General features: G+C 70.2%; 1 protein-coding gene. It reads right to left on the bottom strand.

Annotation, left to right across the window (positions count from 1 at the left end):
• The coding region (locus G4D83_RS44800) for a non-ribosomal peptide synthetase (protein WP_163871107.1) at positions 1-15,259 on the bottom strand (15,259 nt) is incomplete at its 3' end.
• Between the last annotated feature and the right edge of the window lie 66 nt (positions 15,260-15,325).

Genomic DNA, 15,325 nt, shown 5'->3' with positions numbered 1-15,325 from the left:
GGCGGGTGTTGGCGACGGGCCCGCCGATGGGGACGGAGGAGCGGGAGGAGCCGCGAGCGCAGTGGAAGAAGGAGACGTCGACGGCGGCCTCGGTGGGGCCGTAGAGGTTGTGGACCTCGGCGGAAGCCGGCAGGCGCGAGTGGGCGCGAGTCACGAGGTCGGCGGTGAGGGCCTCACCGCTGCACACGACGCGACGCAGTCCGGAGAGCTTCTCAATGCCCGGCTCCTCCAGGAAGGCGCGGAGCATGGAGGGGACGAAGTGGGCGGTGGAGACACGCTGCTCGGCGATGAGGCGGACGAGGTAGGCGGGGTCCTGGTGTCCACCGGGCCTGGCGAGGACGAGGCGAGCGCCGGTGAGGAGGGGCCAGAAGAACTCCCAGACGGAGACGTCGAAGGAGAAGGGAGTCTTCTGAAGGACGGTGTCTGAAGCCGTCAACTCGTACTGCTGCTGCATCCACAGGAGGCGGTTGACGATGCCGGAGTGGGCATTCATGGCGCCCTTGGGGCGGCCAGTGGAGCCCGAGGTGAAGATGACGTAGGCGAGCGAGTCAGCGCCGGCCAGGGGCGGAGGAGTCGTGGTGGGCTGGCGAGAGACGGCGGCCGAGTCGGAGTCGAGGCACAGCACGCGGGAGGCGTGAGGAGGGAGGACGGCTTTGAGGTGCTCGTGGGTGACGAGGACGGGAGCGTCGGCGTCCTCCAGCATTCCAGCGAGGCGCTCGCGGGGGTAGGCCGGGTCCAGGGGGACGTAGGCGGCGCCGGACTTGAGGACGGCGAGGAGCGCGACGACGAGGTCGAGCGAGCGCTCCAGGAAGACACCGACGAGGACACCGGGCCGAGCGCCGAGAGAGCGCAGGTGCCACGCGAGCTGATTGGCGCGAGCGTCGAGCTGGGCGAAGGAGAGAGCGGAGTCCTCGAAGCGGACAGCCTCCGCGCCAGGAGTACGAAGGACCTGGGCCTCGATGAGCGAGTGCAGGGACACATCGCGCGGGAAGGGCTCGGTGCGGCCCTGGAACTCCACCAGCACCTGGCGCCGCTCCTCCTCGCCCATCAACGGAAGCTGTCCAATGGGCCGGCTGGCATCACGGACCACGGTCTCCAACAGGACGCGGAAGTGTCGGCCCAGTCGCTCGGCGGAAGCGGCGGAGAACAGGTCGAGGCTGAACTCCAGTGCACCGTCGAGTCCGCCGTCCTGCTGTTCCATCAGGGACATCGTGAGGTCGAGCCGCGCGGTGTCCGTCGTGGTCTTCAGGACGTCCACCTGGACGCCGGGCAGCGCGGGGGGCTGCATGGGCGCGTTCTGCAACGCGAACATGACCTGGACGAGCGGAGACCTTCGGCCCTCGCGCTCACCACCGAGCGACTCCACGAGCTGGTCGAACGGCACGTCCTGGTGGACGTAGGCGGCCAGCGATTCCTCACGGACTCGTGCCACCAGCTCGGTGAAGGTCGGGTTGCCGTCGACGCGGGCGCGCAGCACCAGCGTGTTGACGAAGAAGCCGATGAGCGGCTCCAACTCGGACCGGGTGCGCTGGGCCACGGGACTTCCAACGCAGAAGTCCTGCTGCCCGGAGTAGCGCGCCAGCAACACCTCGAACGCGGCCAACAGGACCATGAACAGCGTGGCCCCCTCGGCGCGAGCGAGCTTCTCCAGCTCCACCACCAGCTCCGGCGGCAGCGTGAAGAAGTGACTGCCGCCCCGAATCGTCCGAGTCGCGGGACGCACGGTGTCCGCCGGCAGCTCCAGCGCGGGGGCTCCGACGAAGCGAGCGCGCAGGGCTTCGAGCTGGCCCTGGATGCCCTCGGACTTCACCCACTGCCGCTGCCACGCCGCGAAGTCGGCGTACTGCACGGGCAGCTCGGGCAGGGTGGGTTCGCGGCCCTCGGCGATGGCCTCGTAGAGCGCTGCCACCTCTCGCACCAGCACACCCATGGACCAGCCGTCCGAGACGATGTGGTGCATGCACAGCAACAGGACGTGCTCCGCGGGCTCGGTGCGCACGACCACCGTGCGCAGCAGTGGGCCCTGCTGAAGGTCGAAGCGGTGGTGCGCCTCCTCGACCATTCGTTTGCGGAGCGCGGCCTCTCGTTGGGTCGGCTCCAGCGCGCTCAGGTCTTCAACAGGCAGAGACCAACGCGTCGGCGCCGGTTGGATGCGCTGGAACGGCAGTCCCTCCCGGGCGGCGAAGGTGGTGCGGAGCACCTCATGCCGGAGGACCAGCGCGGCGAAGGTTTCCCTCAACACGTCCACGTCGAGCGTGCCCGACAGCTTCAGCGCCACGGGCACGTTGTAGACGGCCTGGCCCGGCTGGAGCTGGTCCAGGAGCCACATGCGCTGCTGGGCGAAGGACAGGGGCATCGCCTCGTCGCGGGCCACCGTCAGCAGCGGCGGCATCGACGTGCGCGAGGCATGCAGCATGAGGGCTTCGATGCGCTGCGCGAGCCCCGCCAGCGTGGGGGCCTCGAACAACACGCGAAGCGGCAGGTCCACATCCAGCCGCGCGCGCACTCGCGTCACCAGCTGTGTGGCCAGCAGCGAGTGGCCTCCCAGCTCGAAGAAGTCATCATCCGGTGCCACCCGGTCCACCTTCAGCACCTCGCGGAACAGGGCCGCGAGCTGCTGCTGGAGGAGGGGGAGTGCCTCCTCGGACACCGGTGATGCAGAGGACACTTCCGGTGCCGGCAGGGCCTTGCGGTCCACCTTGCCGTTGGACGACAGGGGCAGGGCGTCGAGCGCGACGAACGCGGTCGGCACCATGTACTCCGGCAACTGCCGACGCAGGTGCTCACGCAGTGCGCCGCTCTCCAGCGTCGAGGGCACCACGTACGCCACCAGTCGCTTGTCGCCCGGTGAGTCCTCGCGCACCACCGCGGTGGCTTCGAGCACTCCCGGATGGGCCCGCAGCGAGGCTTCGACCTCGCCCAGCTCGATGCGGAACCCACGCACCTTCACCTGGAAGTCCGTGCGGCCCAGGAAGCGGAGGGCGCCGTCCTCGGCCCAGCGCACCCGGTCTCCGGAGCGGTACAGCCGCGCGCCCGGCGTGGAGGCGAAGGGGTGGGGAACGAAGCGCTCGGCCGTGAGCGAGGGCTGACCCAGATAGCCTCGGGCCAGACCGTCTCCGCCGATGAACAGCTCACCCGGCACGCCCACGGGCACGGGCTGCATGGACTCGTCGAGGACGAAGACCTGGGTGTTTCCGATGGGCCGGCCGATGGGGGCGGACGCGCCCACCTCGTCATCTGGTGCCAGCCGATGGCACGCGGTGAAGGTGGTTCCTTCGGTGGGGCCGTAGCCGTTCACCAAGCCCCGTCCGCTGGCCAGCCGCTCGCGCACGCGGGGCGCGGAGAGCACGTCGCCTCCCGCGAGGAGTTGTGGCACCCGGGCCAGGGCCTCCGGCTGGTGCTGCTGCATCTGGTCGAACAGCGCGGCCGTCAACCAGAGGAGGGACACCTCGTGCTGGACCAGCACCTGGCCCAGCTCCTTCAGGTCCGTCGCCGCGTGCGGGTAGATGACCAGCCGTCCGCCGTGCAGCAGCGCGCCCCACAGCTCAAGCGTGGATGCGTCGAACGCCAGCGGCGCGAGCTGAAGCACCACTTCCTTGAGGCCCAGGTCGACGAAGCGCGCGCCGGTCAGCAGGCGCACCACGCCTCGATGGGGAATGGCCACGCCCTTGGGCGTTCCCGTGGAGCCGGAGGTGTATGTGACGTACGCGAGGTGGTCCGGTCCGATGTCCGCGCTCACCGCGTGCGTGGGCTGCCGCGCGATGACGCTCCATTCGGAGTCCAGGCACACCAGGGGCTGGGAGCCCGCGGGCAGCTCGTCCGCCAGCGACTCCTGCGTGAGCACCGCCGCCACGCTCGAGTCCTCGAACAGGAAGGAGAGCCGGTGTGCCGGGTACGACGGGTCCAACGGTACGTAGCAGCCACCGGCCTTGAGGATGCCGAGCACCCCCACGACCATCTCCAGGCTTCGGTGGAGGCACACGCCCACGCGCGACTCCGCGCCCAGGCCCAGCGTGCGCAGGTGATGCGCGAGCTGGTTGGAGCGCTCGTCGAGCTGCGCGTACGTGAGCGTCCGGCCCTCATGCTCCACGGCCACCGACGTCGGAGTGCGGGCAACCTGCGCGGAGAACAGCGCGGGAATCGTCGCCACCGCGGGCAGGTCCACCCGCGTGTCGTTCCACTCGTGGAGGAGTTGATGACGCTCGGCCTCGGTCATCAGGGGCAACTGGCTGAGGCGCTGCTCCCGGCTCCCTCGAGCCACCGAGTCGAGCACCACGCGCAGGTGGTCCGCCATCCGGCGAATCGTGGCTTCGGTGAAGAGCTCGGTGCTGTATTCGAGCTGCCCCTCCAGCGAGCCCTCGCGCTCCATCAGGGACAGCGTGAGGTCGTAGCGTGCGGTCTTCGTCGCGGACGGCAGCAGGTCCACCTGCATGCCCGAGAGGGACGGAGCCCTCATCGGAGTGTTCTGGAGCACGAAGAGCGTCTGGAACAGCGGCGTGCGCGACAAGTCCCGCTCGCCACCGAGGGCCTCCACGACACGGTCGAACGGCGCGTCCTGGTGCGAGAAGGCCGTCAGGGCGACCTCCTTCACCCGCTGCACCATGGTGGTGACGGTGGGGTCCTCGTCGTTCCACTGGAAGCGCAGCGGGACGGTGTTGACGAAGAAGCCGATCAACCCTTCCAGCTCGGGACGCTCGCGGTGACCCACCGTGGTTCCAGTGGTGAAGTCACGCTGCCCGGAGTACCGCGCCAGCAACGCCTGCCAGCCGGTCATCAACACCATGAAGAGGGTGGCGCCCTGTTCGCGGCCCAGGGCTTCCAGGCTCGACACCAGATCCATGGGGAGGGTGAAGGAGTGCGTGGCCCCCCCGAAGCCGCGCGATGCGGGACGCGCATGGTCCGTGGGAAGCTCCAACACCGGAGCGTCCTGGAGTCGTTCGCGCCACCAGTCGACCTGCGCGCTCACCGTGCTGTCCTTCAGCACGCGCCGCTGCCACGCCGCGTAGTCGGCGTACTGCACCGGCAGCTCCGGAAGCGCCGCGCTCCGGTTCTCCAGGAGCGCCGAGTGGACCTCGGCGACCTCGCGCACCAGCACGTCCACGGACCAGCCGTCCGCGATGATGTGGTGCATGCACAGCAGGAGGACGTGCTCCTGCTCCCCGAGCTTCAGCAGCGCGGTGCGCAGCAGCGGGCCGTGTTCCAGATCGAAGGGCCGGTGGGCCTCTTCGCTGATGCGACGCGCGGCGGTGGCCTCACGCGCGGAGGGCTCCAGCGCGCTCAGGTCCTCGATGGCCAGGGGCCAGGACTCGGGCGCCGGATGAATGTGCTGCACGGGCTGTCCCTCGCGGGACGAGAAGGTGGTGCGCAGCGCTTCGTGACGACGAGTGACTTCCCCGAAGGCACGGCGCAGCACGTCCACCTGGAGCGCGCCACGCAGGCGCAGCGCGGCGGGCATGTTGAACGCGACGAGGCCCGGCTGGAGCTGGTCCAGGAACCACAGCCGCTGCTGGGCGAAGGACAGCTCCATTCCCTCGGAGCCACGGGGCAGGACGGACAGGGGCGGCAGCTCGGCGTTGGTCTCCGCGCGCGTGGCTTCGAGTTTCTCCGAGAGCCGTGCCACGGTCGGAGCCTCGAAGAAGGCTCGCAGGGACAGTGCGCCACCCAGCCGCGCGCGCAGTCGCGTCACCACCTGCGTGGCCAGCAGCGAGTGCCCTCCGAGCAGGAAGAAGTCATCGTGCCGTCCCACGCGCTCCACGCGCAGGACCTCGCGGAACACCTCCGCGAGTTGCCGCTCCAGGTCTGTCCGAGGCGCCTCGAAGTCCGAGGCACCGGAGGCGAAGTCCGGAGTTGGTAGGGCCTTGCGGTCCACCTTGCCATGGGACGTCTGGGGCAAGGCCTCCAGTGCCACGAAGGCGCTCGGCACCATGTATTCGGGGAGGCGCTGGCGCAGGTGGGCGCGCAGTGAGCCCGTGTCCACCGTGGCCGGCGAGACGTAGGCCACCAATCGCTTGTCGCCCGGTACGTCCTCGCGGACCAGCGCGATGGCTTCGCCGACGTCGGGGTGCGCACGCAGCGCGGACTCCACTTCACCCAGCTCGATGCGGAAGCCCCGCACCTTCACCTGGAAGTCGATGCGGCCCAGGAACTCGAGTGTCCCGTCCTGACTCCAGCGCACGCGGTCTCCGGAGCGGTACAGCCGCTCACCGGGCGTGGAGGCGAAGGGATTCGGGACGAAGCGCTCGGCGGTGAGCGCGGGCTGTCCCTGGTAGCCCCGCGCGAGTCCCGCGCCGCCGATGAGCAGCTGGCCTGGAACGCCCACGGGCACGGGCCGCAGGCTCGCGTCGACGACGTAGACCTGGGTGTTGGCCAGGGGGCGACCGATGGGAATGGCGTCGCCCAGCGTGTCCCCGGGATTCAGCGCGTGTCGCGTGGTGGCGACAGAGACTTCGGTGGGGCCATAGGCGTTGATGAGCGAGCGGCCCCGCGCCAGTCGCTCCCGGGCCCTGGGAACCGGTAGCACGTCACCGCCGACGATCAGCCGAGGCACCTGGGCGAGCGCCTCCGGCTGTTGTTGCTGCATGACGTCGAACAACGCCGTGGGGAGCACGGCGGCGGTCACCTGCTGCTCGACGAGGAGCTGTGCGAGCTCCGTCACCTCGGGCGTCTGAGCCGGGTACACGACGAGTCGAGCGCCGGCCAACAGCGCGGTCCAGACCTCCAATGCGAGCGGGTCGAACGTGGGGGAGGAGATCTGGAGGACGACGTCCTCGGGCCCCGTTGCGAGGCTCAAGCCCGACGCCAGACGCAGCACGGCCCGGTGGGTGATGGCCACGCCCTTGGGCATGCCCGTCGAGCCGGAGGTATAGGTGACGTAGGCGAGTTGGTCCGGACTCGTCTGGAGCGTCACCGCGTCCGTCGACTGGCGGGCCATCAGCGCCCATTCGGAGTCCAGGCACACGCGGGACGGCGAGCCCGCCGGAAGCACCGAGGCGAGAGACTCCAGCGTGAGCACGGTGGAGAGACCGGCGTCCGCGACAACGAAGGCCAGTCGTTGCTCGGGCCAGGCCGGGTCCAGGGGCACGTAGCAGCCACCGGCCTTCAGGACACCGAGCATCGCGATCACGAGCTCCGTGCTTCGCGGCAGGCACAAGCCCACGCGAGGCTCCGCCCCCAGGCCCTGGGCCAGCAGGTGGCGAGCGAGCTGGTTGGAGCGAGCCTCCAGCTCCGTGTAGCGGAGCACCTGTCCCTGGTGCACCACGGCGACGGCGTCCGGAGTGGCCCGAGCGTGCACGGAGATGCGCTCATGCAGCGTCGTCTCCGAGGGGTACTCGGCGCGGGTAGCATTCCAGGCGACGATGACCTGATGCCGCTCGGCCTCGGACATCAGCGGCAGCGCGGAGAGCCTGCGTCGAGCGTCCTCCACCACGCCGCGCAGCAGTCGCTGGAAGTGGTCGACCAGTCTCCGCGCCGTGTCCGGGGTGAAGAGGTCCAGGCTGTATTCGAGCTGACCCACGAGCGTGCCCGCGCGCTCCATCAGCGAGACGGTGACGTCGAACTTGGAGGTGTCCGTCGCCGTGGGCAGGAGGTCCACGCTCAGGCCTGGCAGCGACGGAGGCCGCAGCGGGGCGTTCTGGAGGACGAAGACCGACTGGAACACGGGCGTGCGTGACAGGTCGCGCTCGCCGCCCAGCGCCTCGACGAGCCGATCAAACGGCACGTCCTGGTGTGCGAAGGCCGCGAGGGACTCTTCGCGCACCCGGCTCAACAGGTCCAAGAAGGTCGGGTCGCCATCCAGCCGTGCCCGCAGCGCGAGCGTGTTGACGAAGAAGCCGATCAGCCCCTCCAGCTCCGGCCGCGTGCGATGGGCCACGGGGGTGCCCACGCAGAAGTCCGTCTGGCCGGAGTACCGCGCCAGCAGCGTCTGCCAGCCCGCGAGCAGCACCATGAAGAGCGTGGAGCCCTCGGCCTGGCCCAGCTTCTCCAGCTTGGCGACCAGGTCGGCTGGCACCGTGAAGAACTCGGTCGCGCCACGCGAGGTGCGCACGGCGGGACGCGAGAAGTCCGTCGGCAGCTCCAGGACCGGAGTCCCCTGGACGTGCGCGCGCCACGCTTCGAGCTGGGTGCTCTCGGCGGCGTTCTCCAGCAGGCGTCGCTGCCACGCGGCGTAGTCCGCGTACTGGACCGGCAGCGTGGGGAGATCCACCGGGCGATTCGCGGAGAGGGCCGCATAGAGCATGGCGACCTCGCGCACGAGCACGCCCATGGACCAACCGTCGGAGACGATGTGGTGCATGCACAGGAGGAGCAGGTGCTCCTCGGCGCCCAGTCGGAGCAGCGCGGTGCGCAGCAGGGGACCGTGCTCCAGGTCGAACGCGTGGTGCGCCTCCTCGGAGACACGGCGCTTCACGGCGGCCTCGCGTGCGGCGGCCTCCAGCGTGCTCAGGTCCTCGACGGCCAGGGGCCAGGACGCGGGCGCCGGGTGGACGAGCTGCACGGGCTGGCCGTCGCGTGAGGCGAAGGTCGTTCGCAGTGGCTCGTGCCGACGGACGACCTCCGCGAAGGTCCGACGCAGGGACTCGACGTCGAGTCGCCCCGTCAGCCGCAGCGCCACGGGGATGTTGTACGCGGCCTGTCCGGGCTGGAGCTGCTCCAGGAACCAGAGGCGCTGCTGCGCGAACGACACGGCGAGCGTGTCCACCGCTCCAGAGCGAGCCAGTCGCTCCAGGGGCACTGCCTCGACCGACGTCGCGCCCTGGAGTGGAGCGATGCGCTCGGAGAGCCTTTCGACGGTGGGGGCCTCGAAGAGGGCTCGAAGGGACAGCGAGACGCCGAGCTGCGCGCGCAACCGCGTCACCACCTGCGTGGCGAGCAACGAGTGTCCGCCGAGCGCGAAGAAGTCATCTCGCGCACCGACGCGGGAGTGGCCCAGCACCTCGGAGAAGATGCGGGCGATGGCCTCCTCGGTGGGATTTCGCGGCGCCAGGTACTCGTCTTCGATGACGGAGCGGTCCGCCTCCGGAGCGGGCAGCGCGCCACGGTTCACCTTGCCGCTGGGGGTCAGCGGCAGCGACGGCAGCACGACGAAGGCCGACGGCACCATGTGCGAAGGCAAGCGCTCGGTGAGGGCCTGACGGACGCGTGCCACTTCACGAGCGCTTCGCGCCCCGCGCAGCGGATCGTTCGCGAGCTTCGAGACGGGAGCCAGCTCGCCAGAAGACTCCGGCGTGAGGTCGAGCCGCACGGCCTCACCGGCCCGGGTGAAGACAACGTCCAGCGAGCCGTCCGCATGCGCGCCGGCCCAGCTCACCCTCACGTCGTAGCCCAGCACTCCGCCCAGGGCATGGAGGTCCTCCGGCTCCACGCCTCGTGAGCCGGGCCAGTCTCGGAGCACCTCGCGCAGGGCCCCCACATTCGGGGGTCGGCCGGAGCCGGACAGCAGGGAGACCAGTCGGGTGTCATCGAGCACGCGGGCATTGGGCAGGCCCCGCACGGCCATCAACGTGGGCTGGGCTTCGAGCTTCTGGCGCAGGGTCTCCAGCGTCAGGGCACCACCGTCCACCCACTCGGGACGCGATGCCGAGGTGGCCTCGCCCACGTGGACGATGACCTCGTAGCGGAAGCGGCTCAGCTCGTTGTCGTAGCGCCCGTGCTTGGGCAGCACTTCTACCCGGGAGATGCCCGGCACTCGCGCGGGCAGCGAGGTGAAGAACGTGGGCGAGAGGACCAGCTCCTCCTCGGCCAGCACGTCGCGCTGCACGCGGTACTGGAGCTGTGACGTCGGCAGGTTCGGCGGAGCGCGGTGCAGTCGCACCGAGGCGCGGAAGGACTCCAGCAGCTCCAGGTTGCGCACGTCGCCCAGGAAGATGCGGCCCCCGGGCTTCAACACGGCCACCGCTCCGCGCAACACCTGGAGCAGGTAGTCGCCGCTGGGGAAGTACTGGATGACGGAGTTCAGGATGACGGTGTCGAACGAGGCGGGCTCGATTCCCGACAGGTCATCCACGCTCCGGTGGAGCAGGGAGACGGAGCGGAGGGACTCGCCCAGGCGCTCCTTCTGTCGCTCGATGCGGTCCAACGCGGGCCGGGCGAAGTCGACGCCCCAGTACGCCTCGCAGCGAGGCGCCAGCCGGTACAGCAGGAGGCCCGTGCCGCAGCCCAGCTCCAGCACCCGGCGAGGACGCAGGGCCAGAATCTGGCGCACCGTGGTGTCCACCCACTCGCGCATCTGCGGCGCGGGGAGCGGTCCTCCGGTGTAGCTGTCGTTCCAGCCGGAGATGTCGAAGGTGGGGTCCTCGCTGCGCTCTCCCTGGGCGTAGGTCTCGTCGTAGACGGCCTTCCACTGCGCCGTCTGCTCCACGGTGCCGGTGGTGTCCAGGTCCCCCAGGACGACGTACGCCGCCAGGCGCTTGTCCCCGGGCGAGTCCTCGCGCGCCATCACCACCGCCTCGCGCACGGAGGGATGCGTGCTCAACGCCGATTCGACTTCCCCCAGCTCGATGCGGAAGCCGCGAATCTTCACCTGGTTGTCGATGCGGCCCAGGTACTCCAAGTCTCCATTGGCCAGCCGGCGCGCCAGGTCTCCCGCGCGGTACAGCCGGCGTCCCCGCACCGTGCCGAAGCGGTCTTCCACGAAGCGCGCGGAGGTCAGCTCGGGACGCCGCAGATAGCCACGGGCCACGCCCGCGCCACCGACGTGAATCTCTCCTGGGACACCCACCGGCACGGGCTGTCCGAGCGCGTCCAGCAGGTAGATTTGAAGGTCCGGAATCGGCGCGCCAATCACGCTGGACCAGGGGCGCTCCACGTCCTCCATCCGCACGGGACGGTAGGTGACGTGGACCGTCGTCTCCGTGATTCCGTACATGTTGACGAGCGTCGGACGCGCATCTCCGTGTCGTTCGAACCACGGGCGCAGCGCGGCCATGTCCAGCGCCTCACCGCCGAAGACGACGTAGCGCAGGGCCAGCGTGGGGAGCGGACCGCGCGCGGCGGCCTGCTGCTCGGCGTGGATGAGCTGACGGAACGCGGTGGGCGTCTGGTTGAGGACGGTGACGTGCTCGTCCGCGAGCAGGCGATGGAAGGCCTCGGGCGAGCGACTCACCCAGTACGGCACCACCACCAGCCGTCCGCCATACAGCAGCGCTCCCCACAGCTCCCAGACGGAGAAGTCGAACGCGTAGGAGTGGAAGAGGGTCCACACGTCCTCGGGCCCGAAGTGGAACCACGCATCCGTCGCGGTGAAGAGGCGCACGACGTTGTCGTGCCGCACCATCACTCCCTTGGGACGTCCCGTGGAGCCGGAGGTGTAGATGACGTAGGCGAGGTCGCTCGGGGCATTGCAGCGCGGCGGGCGCGGCGCGGCGGCGGGGATGGACGGCTCGGCGTCCAGGCGCACCACGGCGGCGCCGGGCGCGGGCACGCGGTCCTCCAGCGAGGTCTGCGTGATGAGGACGGGCGCCTGCGCGTCCTCCAGCATGAACGCGAGGTTCTCCTTCGGATAGGACGGGTCCAACGGCAGGTAGGCACCGCCGGCCTTGAGGATGCCGAGCAGGGCCACCACCAGGTCCAGGCCGCGCTCCAGGCACACGCCGACGAGGACATCGGGGCCCACGCCATGGCGCAGCAGCACCTGGGCCAGCCCGTTGGCGCGTGCATCCAAATCCCGGTACGTCAGGTGACTGGACTCGAACGTGACGGCGATGGCGTCCGGCGTGCGGTCCACCTGCGCCTCGAAGCGCTCCACCAACGTGCCATCACTCGGAGCCACGGCGCGCGGATTCCAGGCGTGCAGCACGTGTTGACGCTCGGCCCCCGTCATCAACGGAAGCTCGGCGATTCGCTGGCCGGGGGCATCCACCATGCCGCCCACCACGACTTCCAGGTGGCTCAGCAGCCGGTCGATGGTCTCCGCATCGAAGAGGTCCGCCGCGTACTTGCAGCCGATGAGCAGGCCCTCGGGCCCGTGCGCTGCCTCGAAGGTCAGGTCCAGCTCGGTGGTGCGGTTGTCCAGCAGCGACACACCCAGCGTCAGGCCATTGCCCACGGCCAGGTCGCGCGGAATGTCGTAGTCGTCCAGGACGAAGGCGACGTTGTACAGCTCGCGCCGCTGCGAGCCCGGCTGCACGGCCGCGAGCACGTGGTCGAACGGGCAATGGCCGTGGGCCATCGCGCCCAGCGTGCTCTGCTTCACCGCCGCGAGCAGCCCCGTCACGGTGGCCTCGGCCGGGAGCCGCACCCGCAGCGGGATGAAGTTGGTGCAGTCGCCCAGCAGCCCGCGAATGCCAGGGACCTCGCGTCCGGAGACGGCCGAGCCCAGCACGAAGTCGGCCTGACCGCTCCAGCGATGAAGGACGGTGGACAGCGCGGCGACCACGCTCATGAACGGCGTGACACCTTCACGTCGCCCCAGTGCATGGAGCTTCGTCATCAGCGCCGCGGGCAGGAGGCGCGAGCGGCGCGCACCGTGGAACGAGAGACGCTGAGGTCGAGGCCTGTCCGTGGGGAGGGCGAGCAGCGACGGAGCCTCCGCGAGCGCCTGCTTCCACCACGTCAGCTCTTGACGGAGCGCCTGGGGGGTGAGGTACTCGCGCTGCCACGCGGCGAAGTCGCCGTACTGAAGAGTTGGTTCGGGCAGGGGAGAGGGCTGTCCCGCGCTGAACGCCGTGTAGAGGGTCGCCAGCTCACGGGCCATCAGGCCCACCGTCCATCCATCGGCGATCAGGTGGTGCACGGAGACGACGAGGGCATGGTCCTCGGCCGCGAAGCACACGAGGCTGAAGCGAAGGAGCGGCCCCGTCGCGGGGTCCATGGGACGCTGGCCGTCGCGCACGGCCACGGCATCCAGCACGGAGGCGCGGTCCGCCAGGTCATCGGCGTCCGTGACGACGCGCTCGATGGCGACGGTGGTCGGCGCGTGGACATGTTGGAGCAGCTCGCCGTCCTTGGACGCGAGCGTGGTCCGCAGGACGTCATGACGGCGGACCAGTTCGTTGATCGCGCGCTCCAGCGCCCCCGTGTCCAAGGGACCGCGAAGCGTGAAGGCCAGGGGGATGTGGTAGGCGGTCGAGGCCGGTTCGAGCTGCTGGATGAACCAGAGCCGCTGCTGCGCGAAGGAGGCCGGCATGGGCCCCACGTTCGTACTGCCACGGGCCACGGGCCCGGAGCTTGGGGCGAGCGCACCCTGGGCGCCCTTCGACAGCTCGGCGATGAGGCCCTGGAGGCTGACGTTGTGGAGCAGCATGGCGGCGGAGACTCGAGCCCCCAGTCGCTTCTCGATGCGCACCTGGAGGTCCGCCGCGCCCAGGGAGTCCAGCCCCAGTCGGGTCAACGGTGCATCCACTTCCACGGTGCCCGCGGAGGCACCGAGCACCGCGGCCAGTTCCTCGCGAAGCGCGCGCTCCAGCTCCGCGGTGGAAGGGCTCGAAGTCCTCGCGGACGGTTCCGGCGTGGCAGAGGACGCCACGGCTCCAGAGGGCTCGTCCCGAGCTGCCCCGGGTGCCGCCCCGAGGTTCAGGTCCGAGCGCCACAGCACGGTCAGCTCACCCGAGGCGAGCCCCGCGCGGCAGGCGAAGCGCTGAATCTTCCCGCTCGACGTCTTCGGAATGGAGCCGGGCGGGAGCAACGCCACCGTCCTGGGTTGGACCTCCAGCTCACGGGCAATGGTCTGTCGCAGCGAGTCCGCCACGGCGGTCAGTGCCTCGGTGTCTCCCGACTCGGCCAGCTCGCGCGCCACCTCCGCGACCACCGCGAGCGCCTCACCGTCCGGCGTCTCGACGCCGAAGGCCGCCACACCACCGGGCCGCACCAGCCGGTGCGCGCGCTCCACCACGGCCTCCACGTCCTGCGGATACAGGTTGCGACCGCGCAGGATGATGAGGTCCTTGCGCCGCCCGGTGACGACGAGCTGCCCCTCGTCGAGCAGCAGTCCCAGGTCCCCGGTGCGCAGGTAGGCCGGTCCCTCCTCGGCGCCCACGGGACGTGCCTGGAAGGTCTCCTTCGACTGCTCCGGCTTGCGCCAGTACCCCTGCGCCACGCTCCCACCGGACACCCAGATCTCACCGACCTGGCCCGGCGCGCGCGGCAACTTCGTCTCGGGGTCGACGATGAGCAGGCGCTGCTCGGCCAGCGTCGCGCCGCAGCTCACATGCGCGCGGACACCCGCCGCCTCGGGGGCCGCTCGCACGGCCGTGCCCTTCGACAGCGCGGCGTCGTCGAGCAGGTGCACGCGAGGCTCGCGGCCCTTCTGCTCACCGGTGACGATGAGCGTGCCCTCCGCGAGCCCATAGCAGGGATAGAACGCCTCACGACGGAAGCCCGCGGGAGCGAACACCTCCGCGAAGCGCTCCAACGTCGCGGCGCGAATGGGCTCCGCGCCACAGAAGGCCACCTCCCATGAGCTCAAGTCGAGCGCCTTCACCTCCTCGGGCGACGCACGACGCGCGCACAACTCGAAGGCGAAGTTCGGGCCTCCACTCACGGTGCCCCGGAAGCGGGACACGGCCTCCAGCCAGCGCATGGGCCGCTGGAGGAAGGACATCGGCGACATCAACGTCACGGAGAAGCCGCCGAACAGCGGCTGGAGGATGCCGCCAATCAACCCCATGTCGTGGTACGGCGGCAGCCAGATGACGCCCACGCTGTCGCGGCGCACCTGGAACGCTCCGGAGATGAGCCCCAGGTTGTGCAGCAGGTTCGCGTGCGACAGCATCACGCCCTTGGGCGTCCCCGTGGAGCCCGACGTGTACTGGAGGAAGGCCAGCGTGTCCGGCCCCAGCTCGGGCTCGCGCCACGCGTCCTCGCCACCCACCGGCAGGTCATCCGTGGACAACCACTGGAGCGCGCGGAAGTCCGGCGCCTGCTCGAAGACGAAGTCCGCCAGCCCGAGGATGCCCGACGTGGTGAGCACCACCGTGGCCTCCGCGTCCTCGATGATGGCGCGCAGGCGGGGGAGGGTGCGCTCCAGCCGCGTCGGGTCCGGAGGATAGGCCGGCACCGCCACGGCGCCCGCGTACAGACAGCCAAAGAAACCCGCGAGGTAGTCGAGCCCCGGCGGATAGAGCAACAGCACCCGCTGTCCCACGGCACCCCGCGCTTGCAGCGCGGCGGCGATTCTCCGTGCCTGCCGCTCCAACTCCACCGCGCTCAGCGCGGCTTCGTCTCTGTCGGACTCACCGAGGAAGGTGTAGAGCGGATGCCGAGACGACTCTCCGACTGCGCGCGCACGGAGGGCGTCATTGAGGATTCGAAAAGGAGCATGCATGGGGGTGTGGAGCTCGTCGGGCTGATGGCGGCCGGCGGCTTAATAACAGGCGAGGCCGACAATCGC

The sequence above is a fragment of the Myxococcus eversor genome (genome assembly GCF_010894455.1).
GTDB classification, from domain to species: domain Bacteria; phylum Myxococcota; class Myxococcia; order Myxococcales; family Myxococcaceae; genus Myxococcus; species Myxococcus eversor.
This window is presented reverse-complemented; position numbering and strand designations above follow the sequence as displayed.